Raw genomic sequence first — 15,741 nt, forward strand, 5'->3', positions numbered from 1 at the left:
CCATGCGTAATGATGCCCACGACGACTTCGATGATGTACCCAGCCTGCGCGCCGACCCCCATGATGATGACGATTTTCCCACCACCCCCGCGGCCCGTGAGCGCACCACGGTGCATTCGCGCAGCACGCCGGTGGTCAAGGTAAAAGGCCCGAGCACCGGCCCACTGTGGGCGCTGGTCGGGGCGCTGGTGTTTGCCTTTGCCGGCTTGGCCTGGTGGAGCTTCCAGCAGATCTCGCTGATGGAGCAGCAACTGGTGGCGACCCAGGAAAGCTTTGCCCGTATCAGTGAAGAGGCCGCCGGGCGCCTGCAGGACATTTCCGGCAAGGTGGTGGCCAGCCAGAGCAACGTCACCAGTGACAGCGAGGCGCTCAAGCTGCAGATCAAACAGCTGGAAAGCAAACTGCAGGACCAGAGCAAGCAACAGCAGGGCGTGGCCGGGCAGGCGACGGACTTGGACAAGCGCCTGGCACAAATGAGCGCGCAAACCACCGAGCAACAGACGGCCAACGCTCAGTTGCAGGCCCAGGTCAAAGCCCTGGGTACGGAACTGGCTGCACTCAAAGGGGCCCAGACCGATGGCAGTAAAGTCGATGCCCAGCTCAAGAGCCTGAGCGCCGACCTGGCGACCCTGAAGAAGCAGGGCAACCCCAGCGCTGCCATCGAGCGCCTGGAGCAGGACATGATTGTGCTCAAGAGCGAGCAAGACAATCGTCCGGCCGCCGCTGCGCAGAATGGCGCCAGCACTGCTGAGTTCGATGCGTTCCGTGGCCAGGTCACCCGCAACATCAACACCCTGCAAAGCCAGATCCAGAACCTGCAACAACAACTCGACGCTCGTCCCTGAGCCCCTCCAGCCTTCCCGCGAGCTCCGTGGGAAGGCTCTATGCCCCTGTGTTTGCTGAATGTTCGCTCATCTTGCGCAGCCGTCTACGCTCTTCAGACACCTATAAAAATGAGGGGCGGGCAATGAGGCTTTTGCTGAAAATCACGTGGTTGGGTTGGCTGCTGCTGTGCCTGGGCCAGGCCCACGCCGCCGCGCCGGCGGACGAGGGCACGGCCGCCAGGGCGCTGCTGGAAAAGGCCCTGGCGTACTACCACGACCAGGGCGACAAGGCCTTTGCGGTGTTCAGCCGCCAGGGCGAGTTTGTCGATAAGGACCGCTATGTCTTCGTGGTCGATACCCGGGGCGTGATGCTGGCCAGCGGTGGGCCGTCTTCAGCGTTGATTGGCCGTGATGTGTCCGAAGTGCTGGGGCCAGACCTGCAGAAGGCCTTCAAGGACGCACTGAAAATTCCCGAGGGCAATGGCATCCAGCAGGCCGAGTACCGTTGGCAGAACTGGAGCGACGGCAAGATCGAACGCAAGCACGTGTACTTTCAGCGCGTTGGCGAGCGGATCCTGGCGGTGGGTTATTACCTGCCCCGGGCCTCGGCGGATCAGGCCAAGGCGTTGCTGGACAAGGCGGCGACCCAATTGGCCAGTGACGAGAAGGGCACCCTCACCGCGATCAACAGCCTCAAGGGCGGTTTCTTGCAGGATGACCTGTATGTGTTCGTGGTTGATCTCGATACCCAGCGCTACGTCGCCCACGGCACCAATCTGCGGCTGATCAACACGGACTTCGGCAAGGTCAAGGACCCTGAAGGCAAGCCGGTGGGCGAGCCGATCCTGGCGCTGATTACCCAGCAGCCCCAGGGGGAATATGAGTACCGCTGGAAGAACCCGGTGACCGGCAAGGTCGAAGACAAGCATGCCTACCTGCGCAAGGTCGGGCATTTCCTGGTGGCGGTGGGTTACTACAGCCCGTAAGTCCGGTGCGGCAGCCGCTGAGGTTTCAGCGGCTGCCGGCTTGCCCGCTCAACCGGCCTTGTCTTCCCGCCCACGCAGCACGCGGTTGGGCATGGCGATGGCCGCCGCCAGGCCCAGCAACGACACCGCCGCACTGACCATCAGCAAATGCCGGAAGGTCAGCAACAGCTCTGCCCGCAAGGCATCCTGGGCCGGGCCCGGGGCCGCATTCAGCCCGTCCAGCAGGGCATTGCCCGAACCGCCTTCGACCAGTAGCGAGGCCCCACCCAGATGGGCCAGGCTTGAGTCCTGCAGCAACGCCAGCAACAGCGCTGACATCAGCGCCACCCCCACCGCGCCGCCCAGGGAACGGAACAGGTTGGTGGTGCTGGTGGCCACGCCGATATCGCGCTGTTCGACCGAATTCTGGGTGCCCACCAACGAGGTCGGAAACTGCATGCCGGCGGCGATCCCGCTCAGCAGCATGAAGGCGCTGCTGAGCAGTAAGGCTTGTGGCGGTACGAAGGCCATGCCGAGGATCGACACCGGCATCAGCAAGGCGCCGCCGAGGATCATCGGTTTGTAGCGCCCGGTGACCGAGGTCAGGCGCCCGGCGCAGTAGGCGCCGATGGGCAGGCCCATGGCCAGCGGCAGCAGGTGCAGCGCGGCGCTGTCGGCCCCGGCCCCGGTGACGCTCTGGAAGCGCAGGGGCATCAGCACGATTAACGAGATGGCCTGGAAACTGGTGAAAAATATCGTGCACCAGCACAGCAGTGCATTGCGGTTGGCGAACAGGTGCATGGGCAGCAGGGGCTCCCGGGCACGCCGTTCGTGCCAGACAAACACGGCCAATGCGGCCACCGCGCAGGCCAGCAGGCCGAGGACTTCCTGGCTGTGCCAGGCGTGGCCCTGGCCGAACTGGGTGATCCCCAGCAGCAGCGCGCTCAGGCCGATGATCAGCAACACGGTGCCCAGGTAATCGATGATCGGCACGCGCTGCGGCACGGGCAGGCCCACCAGGGTACGGTGGGCCACCCACCAGGCGCCCAGGCCCAGGGGCAGGTTGATCAAAAATACCCAGCGCCAGGACAGGTACTCGGTCATGTAGCCACCCAGCACCGGGCCGGCGACGCTGGCCACGGCGTACATGCTGCTGAAATAGCCCTGGTAGCGCCCGCGTTCCCGGGGCGCCACGATGTCGCCGATGATCGCCTGGCTGACCGAAATCATCCCGCCGGCACCGATGCCCTGGATGATCCGCGCCAGCACCAGTTGCTCCATGCTCTGTGCCAGGCCGCAAAACAACGAGGCCAGGGTGAACAGGCCCATGCCGAACAGCATCAGTTTGCGCCGGCCATAGAGGTCGCCCAGCTTGCCGTAGATCGGTACCGCCACGGTCATGGCCACCATGTAGCCGGAGATGACCCAGGCCAGCAGGCTGACATCCTTGAACTGGGCGGAAATGGCCGGCATGGAGACGGCGACGATGGTCTGGTCCAGGGCACCGAGAAAAATCGCCAGCATCAGTGCGATCAGTACGCTGCGAATGGCCGGTTTGGTAGGACCAGGGGTGTGGAGATGGGTCACGAAAGGAACCTGCAGGAGGCAAGGCGAGCGGGAATACTCGCCAGTTTACTCGATAGGCTCCTACTCGATAGCCTCGTAAGGAAGTCCGACGTAATTTTCTGCGATGGTCTTGCGCCCGGCTTCAGAGCCGACGAAGTACTCGAGTTCCGCTTCGCTGATGCGCTGGCTGAAGGCGTCGGCATCGGGAAACTGATGCAGCATCGAAGTCATCCACCAGGAAAAGCGCTCGGCCTTCCACACTCGGCGCAGGCAGATTTCCGAGTATTTCTCCAACAGATCGGTGCGCTCTTCGCGGTAAACCTTGACCAGGATATTGAACAGCGTGCTGACATCGCTGGCCGCCAGGTTCAAACCTTTGGCCCCGGTGGGCGGAACGATGTGGGCAGCGTCGCCGACCAGGAACATGCGTCCGTATTGCATGGGTTCGACCACAAAACTGCGCAGCGGCGCGATGCTTTTTTCGATCGACGGGCCGGTCACCAATTGCTCGGCCAATGCCTGGGGCAGACGGGTCTTGAGCTCGTCCCAGAAGCGTTGATCGGACCAGTTCTCGACCTTTTCCTCGGCCGGCACCTGCAGGTAATACCGGGTGCGGGTGGTGGACCGCATGCTGCACAGGGCGAAACCGCGCTCGTGGCGGGCGTACACCAGTTCCTCGTGAACCGGCGGCGTGTCGGCCAGAATGCCCAGCCAGCCAAAGGGGTACACCCGTTCGAAAACCTTCAGGGTCTCGGCAGGGATCGACTGCCGGGCAATGCCGTGGAAGCCGTCGCAGCCGGCGATGTAGTCGCACTCCACACGCACGGGCTGGCCCTGATGTTCAAAGGTCAGGTAAGGCTGGGAGGTTTTCATGTCATGGGGACGCACGTCCCGGGCTTCGTAGAGCGTGGTGGCGCCCATGGCTTCACGGGCGTGCATCAGGTCCCGGGTGACTTCGGTCTGGCCGTAGATCATCACGTTCTGGCCGGTCAGGGCATGCAGGTCGATTTTTACCTGGCGGCCGTTCAAGGCCAGCTCGAAGCCGTCGTGTACCAGGCCTTCGGCGTCCATGCGCTGGCTGACTCCGGCCTGGCGCAACAGATCGACCATGCCCTGCTCCAACACCCCGGCACGGATCCGGCTCAGGACGTAGTCCGGGCTCTGGCGTTCGACGATCAGGGTATCGATACCGGCCTTCTCCAAGAGTTGGCCGAGAAGCAGGCCCGAGGGGCCGGCGCCAATGATGGCGACTTGAGTTTTCAAGGTTTTCATTGTTTTTATGACTCGCAAGCTTCACGCGAATGGATTCGGTGAAAGGTTATTTTTATGTTTCGAGTGCTTGCATTTTTCACGGGCGACCCTGTCAATTGAAGGGGAAAACTGAGCCGATACCTGTTCATTTCGCCAATCGGTGCGATTATCGCCCGTCATTCAGAGGCCTGGACTGCAGTGATGAACAAGCCTGCCCTTCCGAGCATTCCGGTGTTCAAGCTCTATGGCGAAAGCCTGGACTGGTCGACGCCCGATCTGCTGCATTGCGAGACCATTTCCAAGCGCAGCCGCGAGCACCACTGGGAAATCAAGCCCCACCGCCATGCCGATTTGTGTCAGTTGCTGTTTGTGTACCGGGGCCAGGCGGAGCTGCAAGTGGAAAGCCAGCGCACGGTGCTGGGCGAGTCGGCGATCCAGGTCCTGCCGCCGCTGTCGGTGCATGGCTTTCGTTTTTCCGAGGACATCGAAGGCTTCGTGGTGACCCTGGCGGCACCGCTGGTGGCCCATTTGCAAGGTCAACTGGGACACTCGGTGAATGCCCTGGCGGTGTCCGAGAGTTACCCCGCCCGGGGTGACAGCGCCTACCTCAATCGGCTGTTTTCAGATTTGCAGAACGAGTACCAAGGGCATCAGCCCGCGCGAGAAATGCTGATGCATGCCCTGGTCAGCACGATCGTGGTCTGGGTCAGCCGCCAGGCGTTGCAGCGGCGCAGTGCCAACCAGCGTCCGCAGCGGGCCCGGGAGTATTTCAATGGCTTTATCCAACTGGTCGAAGCCCATTATCGCGAGCATGTGAAAGTCGAGGACCTGGCCCACAAACTGGGGATCTCGGTCTCCCACCTCAACGGCACGTGCCGCGAGCTGGCGGGGCAGCCGGCGTTGCAGATCATGCACGAACGGCAGTTGCTGGAGGCCAAGCGCCTGCTGACCTACACCGGCATGACCATCTATGAAATTTCCGACGCGCTGGGGTTTTCCGACCCCACCAACTTCACCCGTCTGTTCCGGCGTCGTGTCGGGGTCTCGCCCAAGGCCTTCCGTGATCGCTTGAAGAACGACCAGGACGCCGCCGAGTAGCTTGCCGGCTTATCTCAAGGTGTTTAGCGTGGCGCTGTGAGGGAGGCATTGCTCCAGGTTGCAACTGGCGTAGCTCCTGGGCAGTTGGCGTGCCTGCTCGACCCGGTAGGCGGCGGTGCCGTACAGCGCCAGGGTGATGCCGCAGGTCACGAATATGGCCAGGTACCTTCTTGTTTTGATGTTCATGGCAGGACCTCTGAACGAATGCCCTCGCGGTGGTTTTGGGGGGCACTGTTATCAGCATAGGTCAGCATTCAGGGCTTGCCAGGCCCCCAAGTCCGCTGTTTGAACGGGCATTCACCGGGTTGATGGCCGCCAGGCAAAAACGTCGATTCAGGCCCTACAACCCCTTGTCCCACTCGGGTTCCTCGGGAAACCGCAGCACCAGGAAGTCCAGCATGCTGCGCAGGGCGGTCGGCATGTGCTTGCGCGAGGCATACACCGCGTACATGTTCATTTGCCGGGGCTCGGCTCCAGGCAGCAGGCGGATCAACTCACCCTGGTGAATGTGCACGCCGGCCTGGTAGCTGGGCAGCATGGCGATGCCGGCGCCGGCCATGGTCGCCCGCAGCAGGGTGCTGGCTTCGTTGGCGCTGATGTTGCCCTGGACCGGCACCGACACCTGTTCGCCGTCCTGTTCGAAGTGCCACAGGCTCTTGCCGAAGTAGGAGTGGGTCAGGCAGTTGTGCTGGCTCAGGTCTTCCACCCGCTGCGGTGTCGGGTGTTCCTTGAGGTAGGCCGGGGCGGCACAGATCACCGAGCGGCACACGGTCAGGCGCCGGGCGATCAGGTTCGGGTCCAGGTCATTGCTGGTGCGGATCGCCAGGTCGATGCGTTCATCCACCAGGTTGACCGTGCGATCGAGCATTTGCAGGTCAACGCTGACCCCGGGGAAGCGCTTGACGTAGGCGGCCATGGCATCCGCCAGTTGGGATTGGCCGAATGAGGTGCTGACGCTGATGCGCAGTAGCCCGCGTGGCGCCTCGTCCGGTTCGCTGACCGCCGCCTGCAGGTCGCCCGACAGCTCCAGCATCTGCCGGCAGCGCGGGAGGATTTCCGTGCCCGCGGCCGTCAGGCTGAGTTTGCGCGTGGTGCGATGCAGCAACCGCGCACCGACCCAATTTTCCAACTCGGCCAGATAACGCGAGACCACCGGGCGTGACAGATCCAGGTGGTCGGCTGCGGCCGATTGGCTGCCCAGTTCCACTACGCTGACAAACACCTGCATTGCTTGAAGACGATCCATGATTTGCCCGCTTTCAGAAACAAACTATGTTCAAGCATCGCATTTTTTGGAACCTGTGCGGCCACTAAGCTCCTTGCACCTCAACCCAAGACCACAGATTTGGAGCGCCCCATGATCGGACTCACTTCCCTCAAACGCCTGTTACTGGCCACCGCTACCCTGGGGTTTGTCGCCCATGCCGCCGCCGCGGAGCCGGCGCTGACCCTGGATGTCTACAACCCGGGAGCAGCAGCGATTTTTCCGGTGAGCTCGGTGCTGGTCAGCGGCAAGAAAGAAGCCATTCTGGTGGATGCTCAATTCGGCAAATCCCAGGCCGAGCAACTGGTGCAGAAAATCCGCGCCAGTGGCAAGCAGCTGACCACCATCTACATCAGCCACGGTGACCCGGACTACTACTTTGGCCTGGACACCCTGACCCAGGCGTTCCCCAAGGCCAAGGTCGTGGCCACCCAGCCCACCGTCGACCACATCAAGGCCACCGTGGCCGGCAAAGTCGCGTTCTGGGGACCGAAGATGGAAGCTGATGCCCCGGCCAAGACCCTGGTGCCCAGCGTGCTGGAAGGCCACAACCTGACCCTGGAAGGACAGAAGCTGGAAATCATCGGCCTGGACGGCAAGCAGCCGGATCGCACCTTTGTCTGGATCCCGTCGATCAAGGCCGTGGTGGGCGGTGTGGTGGTCGCAGAGAACATTCACGTGTGGATGGCCGATACCCAGACCGCTCAATCCCATCAGGATTGGTTGGCGACCCTGAGCACCCTCGAGGGCCTGAAACCCAAAACCCTGATTCCAGGCCACTACCTGGGAGAGAGCAAACGCTCCCTGGCCGCTGTGCAGTTCACCGCCGATTACATCAAGGCCTTTGATGAGGAAACCGCCAAGGCCAAGAACTCCGCCGAGCTGATCGCCGCGATGAAAAAGCGTTACCCGGACCTGGGCGAAGAAAGCTCCCTGGAGCTCAGCGCCAAGGTTGCCAAAGGCGAAATGCAGTGGTGAAAACCGCTTGAGCCGCCACCTTACCTAGCCCCTTGGGAGCGTTATTCATGAGCAAGATTGCAATCATTGGTGCCACCGGCCGTGCCGGTAGCCAACTGCTGGAAGAAGCCCTGCGTCGTGGTCACAGCGTCACCGCGATTGCCCGTAACAGCGCCAAGATCGGCGCGCGTGCCGGGGTGGTGACCAAGGATGTTGACGTTACCGACAGCGCCGCGCTGCAAGCGGCGGTGGCCGGTCACGACGTGGTGATCAGCGCTGCGCATTTCTCCACCATTCCCGCCCGTGCCATTATCGATCCGGTGAAACAGGCCGGGGTCAAGCGTCTGCTGGTGGTGGGCGGTGCCGGTTCGCTGCTGTTGCCGGGCGGGGGCAAAGTCATCGACAGCCCGGGCTTCCCGGACGCCTACCGGGCTGAAGCCAGCGCCGGCGGTGTTTACCTTGAGACCTTGCGCCAGGAGCCGGTGTTGGACTGGACCTTTCTTTCGCCCTCCGCAGAGTTTGTCGAGGGTGAGCGGACCGGGACCTTCCGTCTGGGCCAGGACGATCTGTTGGTCAGCACCGAAGGCAAGAGCTGGATCAGCTTCGCCGACTACGCCATCGCCCTGATCGATGAAGTGGAAAGCCCGAAACACGTTCGCCAGCGTTTCACTGTCGGCTACTGAGTCGAGCGCTACCAACGCCGGCGTACCGGCGACCACGGCCTTGATGCCGTTGTCGCGGGTACGTCGGCGTTTTTACATGGCGCAGGGCGGCGATCAGCGCTGCTGTACCTGTTCCACCAGCCAGTCGAGCAGTGCCTGCAGGCGTGGCGCCGGCTCCCCCCGCCGTGGGTACACCAGGTAATAACCCTGGCCGGTGGGCACCTTCAGGTCGAACGGCATCACCAGGCGCCCGGCCTTGAGGTCTTCACCAATCAACGCCCAATCACCGATCGCCACCCCGGTGCCTTGGGAAGCCATGGACATGGCCAGGTCCAAGGTCTCGAAATGCTGCCCTTTGCCCAGGTTGTTCACGTGCGTGCCCGCCGCTTGCAGCCAGCGGCTCCAGTCCCCTTCGTCCCGGGTCGGGTGCAGCAGCAGGTGGTGTTGCAGGTCGGCCGGGGTCTTGAGGGCGATGGGGCCGTCCAGCAGAGGCTGGGAACAGACCGGGGTCAATTGCTCGTCGAACAGATGACGCGAGGCCCACTGCGCGGGTGGCGGTGCGCCGTACATCACCGCGGCGTCGAACGGCTCCCGGGCGAAATCAACGCCGTGCTGCACCGTGGTGGTCAGTTGCACCGGTACGTCGGGGCGCTCCTTCTGCCACTGCAACAGGCGCGGTAGCAGCCAGCGCATGACGCAGGTCGGGGCCTTGAGTTGCAGGGTTTCGTGGCCCGCGCCGACCGTCTCCACCGTCTCGTGGATCAAGGCGAAGACTTTCTCGATCTGCGGCAACCAGGCCCGACCTTGCGCGGTCAGGCTCAAGCCCCGGGCCTGGCGCTGGAACAGGGCATACCCCAGGTGCTGCTCCAAGCCGGCGATCTGTCGGCTCACCGCGCCCTGGGTGATGTGCAACTGCTCGGCGGCCCGGGTGAAGTTGCAGCACTGGGCGGTGATCAGAAATGTGTGCAGCGCGGGCAGGGGAGGAAGGCGTTTCATGGGGCCGCCAAGGCATGACGAAATGACATGGCTAGTATGACTTTTTATCCATTGTTCCCGCTACCGGCCGGCGTCCAATAAGCCCCTCTCTGTGCCTCTGACGCGCCTGCTGCGCGCTGTCCGGGGGCCTGATTCCAATGAACAAGAAGGGCGATGACATGGCGACGTGCGGCGAAGTATTGGTCAAGTTACTTGAAGGCTACGGGGTCGAGCAGGTGTTCGGCATTCCCGGGGTGCACACCGTCGAGCTGTACCGTGGGCTGGCCGGTTCGAGCATCAAGCATGTCACTCCCCGCCACGAACAGGGGGCGGGTTTCATGGCCGACGGTTACGCCCGTACCCGCGGCAAACCGGGGGTGTGCTTCATCATCACCGGCCCAGGGATGACCAACATCACCACCGCCATGGGCCAGGCCTATGCCGATTCGATCCCGATGCTGGTGATTTCCAGCGTGCAGTCCCGCAGCCAGTTGGGAGGGGGGCGTGGCAAGCTGCATGAGCTGCCGAACCAGAGCGCACTGGTCAGTGGCGTGGCGGCGTTCTCCCATACGCTGATGTGCGCTGACGAGTTGCCCGTCGTGCTGGCCCGGGCCTTTGCCCTGTTCCAGGCCGGTCGGCCGCGCCCGGTGCACATCGAGATTCCCCTCGACGTGCTGGTGCAGCCTGCTGATCACTTGCTCGACAGTCGCCCAGTGAACATTGCCCGGGCCGGTGCCGCGCCGGCAGCCATCGAGCAAATGAGCCAGTGGCTGAGCCAGGCCCAGCGGCCGTTGATCCTGGCCGGTGGCGGCGCCATTGATGCGGCGGCCGAACTGACGCAACTGGCCGAGTACCTGCAAGCGCCGGTGGCCCTGACCATCAATGCCAAGGGCATGTTGCCCGGCGAGCACCCCTTGTTGATCGGCTCTACCCAATCCCTGGTGGCGACCCGGGCCCTGGTGGCGGAGGCCGATGTGGTGTTGGCCATCGGCACGGAGTTGGCGGAAACCGACTACGACGTGACCTTTGCCGGCGGTTTTGAAATCCCCGGGACCTTGCTGCGCATCGACATCGACCCGGACCAGACGGTGCGCAACTACCCGCCCCATGTGGCCTTGGTGGCCGACGCCCAGGTGGCTGCCCAGGCGCTGTTGACGCAGGTGCAGCGACAACCGCTGGCCGAGCGCCGCAGTGACTGGGGCGAGGCCCGCGCCGCCGCTTTGCGCGACGCCTTGGCGCTTGGCTGGGACGCCCCGACCCGGGCCCAGACCCTGTTTCTCGACACCGTGGTGCAGGCCTTGCCGGAAGTGGTACTGGTCGGCGACTCCACGCAGCCGGTTTACACCGGCAACCTGACCTTCAACCCCCAGCAGCCGCGACGCTGGTTCAACTCGTCCACCGGCTACGGAACCCTGGGTTATGCCTTGCCGGCAGCGATCGGTGCCTGGCTTGGCGGTGGCTCCGAGCGCGGCAACCGCCGGCCGGTGGCGTGCCTGATCGGTGATGGCGGCCTGCAATTCACCCTGGCGGAGCTGGCCTGCGCGGTCGAGGCGCGCACGCCGATCATCGTCCTGCTGTGGAATAACCAGGGCTATGAAGAGATCAAGAAGTACATGGTCAACCGCGCCATTGAACCGGTGGGCGTGGACATCTACACCCCGGACTTCATTGCCTTGGCCAAGGCCCTGGGCTGCGAGGCCGAGGCGGTCGGCACGGTTGCTCAACTGCGCAATGCCTTGTTCGCAGCAGCGGAGCGCACTGGCCCGACTCTGATTGAAATCGACCAGAACAACTGGATGCAGGGGGTGCAGGCATGAGCGCTGAAGCAACCGTGAAGGGGGTGTACATCGACGGTCAGTGGCGCGCCGGTGGCGAGCTGTTGGCGGTGATCAACCCGGCCGCCGAGGAAGCCTTGGCGACTGTCAGCGGGGGTGACCGGCAGGCGCTGGAGCAGGCCATCGAAGCGGCACAGGTGGGCTTCGTTGGCTGGTCCAAGACCCCGGCTGCCGAGCGTGGCGCGGTGCTGCGCAAGATTGCCGCCGGGGTGGCCGCGCGCCGTGAGCGCTTGATGTACTTACAGTCGAGCAATAACGGCAAACCCCAGTTCGAGGCGGCCATCGACGTCGACGATGTGATTGCCACATTTGAGTACTACGCGGGCCTGGCCGAAGGCCTGGAGGTCCAGCAAGACCGCGACGTGGCATTGCCCAGCGAAGACTTCAAGGCACGCCTGCGCCGCGAGCCCTGCGGCGTGGTCGGTTTGATCGTGCCCTGGAACTTCCCCATGGTCACCACGGCCTGGAAACTCGCCCCGGCGCTGGCGGCCGGATGCAGCGTGGTGCTCAAGCCTTCGGAAGTGACGCCGCTGCCTGAGTTGGAACTGGCCGCGATCATTGCCGACAGCGGTCTGCCCAACGGCGTGTTCAACCTGGTCTGTGGCACCGGCCTGGCGGTGGGCGCACCCCTGGCGGCAGACCCGCGGGTGGCGAAAATATCCTTTACCGGCAGCAACGCGGTGGGGGTGCAGGTCATGCAGCGTGCGGCGGAAAGCGTCAAGGGCGTGAGCCTGGAGCTGGGGGGCAAGTCCTCGCTGCTGGTGTTGGCCGATGCCGACCTTGAGCTGGCCGTGGAACTGGCCTGTGGCGGCGGGTTTTTCAATGCCGGGCAAATGTGCTCGGCCACTAGCCGGGTACTGGTGGCCGACGAAGTGGCCGATGAGTTTCTGTCGCGCCTCAAAGAGCAGGCCGAGGCCATTCGCGTGGCCGACCCTTTTGACCCGGCGGTGGAGATGGGCGCCCTGGTCAATCAGGCGCAGTACCAACGCGTACTGGGGCACATCGATCGCGGCCTGAGTGCCGGGGCCAAACTGGTCTGTGGTGGCGAGCGCCCACGGGAATTGCCCCGTGGCTTCTTTATACGGCCGACGGTGTTCACCGAAGTCCCGTTGGACAGCGCCCTGTGGCGCGAGGAAATCTTTGGGCCGGTGCTCTGCGTGCGCAGTTTTGCCAGCGAAGCCGAAGCCATTGCCCTGGCCAATGACAGTGAGTTCGGCCTGGTGGCCAGTGTGGTCAGCCGCGACAGCGAGCGGGCCGAGCGGGTCGCCAATGCCTTGCAGGCCGGTTTGGTGTGGATCAACGCGCCCCAGGTGATCTTTCCGCAAACCGCCTGGGGCGGCTACAAACAGAGCAGCATCGGTCGCGAGCTGGGCCCCTGGGGTTTACAGGCGTTTCAAGAGATCAAGCACGTGATCCGCGCGGTCTAGGTACGGGGCGGCCCAATGGGCCGCTCACACACTGATCCGCAGGCGCGCCATGTCCCGCAACGGCGGCGCGCCGAACAGCCGGCTGTATTCACGGCTGAACTGCGACGGGCTTTCATAGCCCACCCGGTAACCTGCCGCCGAGGCCTCCAGCCCTTCGGCCAGCATCAGGCGCCGGGCTTCCTGCAGGCGCAGCTGTTTCTGGTACTGCAGGGGGCTCATGGCGGTCATCGCCTTGAAGCGGTGATGCAGGGTCGAGACACTGAGGTTCACTTCCCGGGCCAGGTCGTCGATGCGCAACGGTTGTTCAAAATGGCCGTTGAGCCATTTGATCGCCTGGCTGACCCGGTGGCTCTGGCTATTGGCGATGGCAATTTCATACAACCGATGGCCCTGGCGGCTGCGCAACAGCCGATACAGAATCTCGCGTCGCACCAGCGGAGCGAGCATGGCGATGTCCTTGGGCGTGTCCAGCAAGCGCGCCAGGCGCAGCACCGCGTCGAGCATCGGCGGGTCCAGCCGCTCCACATACAGGCCGCGTCCGGTGGGCCGACTCGGTACGCCGAGGGGGCCGGCGTCAGCGATCAGTGCGGTGATTTCCGCGGGATCGATGTCCAGGCGCAGGGCCAGGATGGGCTCCTCCGGAGAGACAATCACCACCTTGCCACTGAGGGGCACCGAGACCGACACCACGAGGTAATTCAGCGGGTCGTAATTGAAGGTCTCGTCGGCCAGGCGCACTTCCTTGCGGCCCTGGGCCATGATGCACAACGCTGGCTGGGCCAGTACCGGGGCGAACTGATGGGAGCTGCTGTGGCGCGAGACCATCAAGGTATCGATGGCGGTGGCGTAGCTACCGTCCTCGGAGGTATTGCGGCGAATGATCCCAGCCAGCTCCGCACGTTGTTTTTCCATCTCCTCGTCCAGGGGCGCTAACGGGGTTTCGAGTGACGGCATGGGGCACCCTCCGGGGGTTGTGGGATCGGCACAGCTTAAATTTGTGCAAGGGAGGAGGGTAGGCGATTCCTGCGTAAAACTTGCCTGATCCTGCCGCGCGTGCGGGCGATGAACAGCATGGAACCTTGCCAGGGCCTGTCACTTGCTTGAAACACTTGTGTGGAGCGTGTGACGCCATCCCTGCTTCCGAGCACCTAACCGCTTGCATCGTCGCAGGATTGGGCAAACCCCCGGCAGGAATCGACTAACGACGGCGACCTCCCGGCCCTTATCGTTGACCCTGTCGCAGCCCGTCCCATGGCTGCCTCGACATCACCCTGGGAGGGTCACACATGTCCATGCCTATTCCGGTCAGTCATCTGGCCTTCGTTCGTGCCCGCGCCGGGCGTTCAGCGGAGTTGGGCGCACGCTTGAGCGGCCTGATCGAACCTTCGCGGCAAACCCCTGGCTGCCTGCACTTTGCCCTGCAGCATTCCCAGTGCGACGCAGAGTTGTGGCTGGTCTCGGGTTTCTGGAGCAGCCAGCAGGCGATGACGGCTTACTTCAACTCGCCGGCCTTGGCGGTCTTTACCGAGCTGGTGCAGGAACTGGTGGTCAACAGCCTGGATTTTCACACCTTCAGCAACGTTTGCGCGGCCCAGGCCCAGGGCGAATACGCGCTGCTGGAGCGGGCGCCGGTGCAGCAACTGGCCGGTTGAAGGTTTAGAATGGCCGACTTTTCCATAGGCCAGGACCTGCAACATGGCACGTAAAGAGTTCGCGCAATACGAGGCGGTTTCCGCCGTGGTTCCAGGAGAGGGCGGGTACAGCGCCGCCATCGCGGTCAAAGCCCTGGGAGAATCGGGGGCTCCGCGTTTTCATAAAGTCCTGGATGATCAGAAATTCAAGACCGCCGATGACGCCGATCAAGCGGCTGCCCTGAAGCTGGCGCAATTGATCGACGTAAACGAAGACGGCGAATTGAGCTGGGAAACTATCTGACCGCGCCCGGGCGGTGCATCTTGAACAGCGCTTCCGGCCCTAGCTGGAAGTAATCCGCTGGCCCACCGCCGCGCAGAATCGGTTCTGCCGCGGCGGTGTCGTAAATCCCATCCTTGAGCAGCCACTTGGCGATGTGCACGGCGACCACTTCGCCGAGGATCAGCCAACTCGGCACCAGGGCCTTGTCTGCGGTTTGCAGTTGAATGATCTGGGTGACCTTGCATTCGAAAGACACCGGGCTCTCGCCAACCCGTGGCACGGCAATCACCCGCGAGGCCACCGGCGTCAAGCCGGCCAGTTCGAACTCGTCGACTTCGGCGGGCACTGCCGCGCAACTCTGGTTCATCTGCTCGGCCAGGGGCCGGGTCGCCAGGTTCCAGACGAACTCCCCGGTCTGCTCGATATTGTTCAGGCTGTCTTTGCGCCCGACGCTGGAAAAACCAATGATCGGCGGAATGTAGTTGAAGGCGTTGAAGAAACTGTAGGGCGCCAGGTTCAGGCGGCCGGCGGCGTCCTGGGAGGAGATCCAGCCGATGGGGCGCGGGCCGACGATGGCATTGAACGGGTCGTGGGGCAGGCCGTGGCCCTGGGATGGTTCGTAGAAATGAATATCGTCAGGCATGGTCTGGGCTCTGGTGGGCGAAGGGGGAATAGTGCAGTGGCGCCCCGTTGAATTCCAGCACCGGAGCGCTTTTGTGGGTCGCCAAAAACGACTAAGCCCGGCCGAAGCCGGGCTGTGATGCCGCGTACAAGGATTAGCTGAGGTTGGCGGAACCTGTGCGATCGTAGCCATCTTCAGCACGGTCGGCGGAGCCGGTGCGGTCGAACCAGTCAGCAAGCGGTGGCGGGAACCGGTACGGCGAACGCAGCCGCGAGGTATTGGTCAGCCAGGTACCGAAGAGGGTCAGGGTCGGAGGAGTCAGTTTGGTTTTCATGGTGGTCGACTCAGTTCGGTTAAGGGTGTGTGCGAGCTTGGGATCAT

The 15,741-nt window shown here is 63.5% G+C and carries 15 protein-coding genes and 2 pseudogenes; 9 read left to right on the forward strand and 8 right to left on the reverse strand.

Features of this window, described 5'->3' with window-relative positions; all coding sequences use genetic code 11:
* Positions 1-2 precede the first annotated feature (2 nt).
* Positions 3-845, forward strand: coding sequence for an ATPase (locus M1B34_RS26840; protein ID WP_123328641.1), 843 nt, complete (start codon positions 3-5; stop codon positions 843-845).
* 122 nt (positions 846-967) lie between these two features.
* Positions 968-1,810, forward strand: coding sequence for a cache domain-containing protein (locus M1B34_RS26845; protein WP_268266704.1), 843 nt, complete (start codon positions 968-970; stop codon positions 1,808-1,810).
* 48 nt (positions 1,811-1,858) lie between these two features.
* Here M1B34_RS26845 and M1B34_RS26850 read toward each other — a convergent pair whose 3' ends face one another.
* Together M1B34_RS26850 and pobA are read right to left on the reverse strand one after the other, a co-directional pair.
* Positions 1,859-3,376, reverse strand: a complete 1,518-nt coding sequence (locus M1B34_RS26850) for an MDR family MFS transporter (protein ID WP_268266705.1) — start codon at positions 3,374-3,376, stop codon at positions 1,859-1,861.
* A gap of 60 nt (positions 3,377-3,436) precedes the next feature.
* Entirely contained in the window at positions 3,437-4,618 is a 1,182-nt protein-coding gene (gene pobA, locus M1B34_RS26855) for a 4-hydroxybenzoate 3-monooxygenase (RefSeq protein ID WP_185039101.1), read from the reverse strand.
* Between the two features lie 189 nt (positions 4,619-4,807).
* On the opposite strand from pobA, the gene M1B34_RS26860 reads away from it, so the two are divergent.
* Positions 4,808-5,704 (forward strand): helix-turn-helix domain-containing protein, encoded by an 897-nt coding sequence (locus tag M1B34_RS26860; RefSeq protein WP_268266706.1) that lies wholly within the window; start codon positions 4,808-4,810, stop codon positions 5,702-5,704.
* A 9-nt stretch (positions 5,705-5,713) separates the two neighbouring features.
* Here the strand turns inward: M1B34_RS26860 and M1B34_RS26865 are convergent, their stop codons facing one another.
* Together M1B34_RS26865 and M1B34_RS26870 are read right to left on the reverse strand one after the other, a co-directional pair.
* Entirely contained in the window at positions 5,714-5,890 is a 177-nt protein-coding gene (locus M1B34_RS26865) for a hypothetical protein (protein ID WP_268266707.1), read from the reverse strand.
* A 154-nt stretch (positions 5,891-6,044) separates the two neighbouring features.
* Positions 6,045-6,950, reverse strand: coding sequence for a LysR family transcriptional regulator (locus M1B34_RS26870; RefSeq protein WP_123328636.1), 906 nt, complete (start codon positions 6,948-6,950; stop codon positions 6,045-6,047).
* 111 nt (positions 6,951-7,061) lie between these two features.
* Here M1B34_RS26870 and M1B34_RS26875 point away from each other — a divergent pair, with 111 nt between their 5' ends.
* Both M1B34_RS26875 and M1B34_RS26880 read left to right on the forward strand, forming a co-directional pair.
* Positions 7,062-7,946, forward strand: a complete 885-nt coding sequence (locus M1B34_RS26875) for an MBL fold metallo-hydrolase (RefSeq protein ID WP_268266708.1) — start codon at positions 7,062-7,064, stop codon at positions 7,944-7,946.
* A gap of 47 nt (positions 7,947-7,993) precedes the next feature.
* Positions 7,994-8,608, forward strand: coding sequence for an NAD(P)-dependent oxidoreductase (locus M1B34_RS26880; RefSeq protein WP_123328634.1), 615 nt, complete (start codon positions 7,994-7,996; stop codon positions 8,606-8,608).
* Positions 8,609-8,701: 93 nt separating this feature from the next.
* On the opposite strand, the gene M1B34_RS26885 is transcribed toward M1B34_RS26880, so the two are convergent.
* Positions 8,702-9,583, reverse strand: a complete 882-nt coding sequence (locus M1B34_RS26885; protein ID WP_268262582.1) for a LysR substrate-binding domain-containing protein — start codon at positions 9,581-9,583, stop codon at positions 8,702-8,704.
* A gap of 158 nt (positions 9,584-9,741) precedes the next feature.
* Between M1B34_RS26885 and M1B34_RS26890 the strand changes: the two genes are divergently transcribed.
* Entirely contained in the window at positions 9,742-11,379 is a 1,638-nt protein-coding gene (locus M1B34_RS26890) for a 5-guanidino-2-oxopentanoate decarboxylase (protein WP_268266712.1), read from the forward strand.
* On the forward strand, positions 11,376-12,824 hold the full coding sequence (locus tag M1B34_RS26895) for an aldehyde dehydrogenase family protein (protein ID WP_268266709.1): 1,449 nt from the start codon (positions 11,376-11,378) through the stop codon (positions 12,822-12,824). Before M1B34_RS26890 ends, M1B34_RS26895 begins: the two co-directional genes overlap by 4 nt.
* Before the next feature lie 24 nt (positions 12,825-12,848).
* Here the strand turns inward: M1B34_RS26895 and M1B34_RS26900 are convergent, their stop codons facing one another.
* Positions 12,849-13,778 carry an AraC family transcriptional regulator gene (locus M1B34_RS26900; RefSeq protein WP_123328630.1) on the reverse strand — a complete coding sequence of 310 codons (930 nt, stop codon included), beginning with the start codon at positions 13,776-13,778 and terminating at the stop codon, positions 12,849-12,851.
* 332 nt (positions 13,779-14,110) lie between these two features.
* Here M1B34_RS26900 and M1B34_RS26905 point away from each other — a divergent pair, with 332 nt between their 5' ends.
* A complete protein-coding gene (locus M1B34_RS26905; RefSeq protein WP_268266710.1) occupies positions 14,111-14,476 on the forward strand; it encodes a putative quinol monooxygenase in 366 nt (121 codons plus the stop codon).
* Positions 14,477-14,485: 9 nt separating this feature from the next.
* Positions 14,486-14,759: pseudogene (locus M1B34_RS26910) on the forward strand (hypothetical protein).
* On the opposite strand, the gene M1B34_RS26915 reads toward M1B34_RS26910, so the two are convergent.
* Together M1B34_RS26915 and M1B34_RS26920 are read right to left on the reverse strand one after the other, a co-directional pair.
* Complete coding sequence (locus M1B34_RS26915) at positions 14,752-15,381, reverse strand: flavin reductase family protein (RefSeq protein WP_123328627.1); 630 nt, start codon at positions 15,379-15,381, stop codon at positions 14,752-14,754. The pseudogene M1B34_RS26910 and the gene M1B34_RS26915 overlap by 8 nt on opposite strands.
* A gap of 133 nt (positions 15,382-15,514) precedes the next feature.
* Positions 15,515-15,741 (reverse strand): annotated as a pseudogene (locus M1B34_RS26920) (hypothetical protein); the annotation flags it as partial.

The organism is Pseudomonas morbosilactucae, from assembly GCF_023241715.1.
GTDB classification, from domain to species: domain Bacteria; phylum Pseudomonadota; class Gammaproteobacteria; order Pseudomonadales; family Pseudomonadaceae; genus Aquipseudomonas; species Aquipseudomonas morbosilactucae.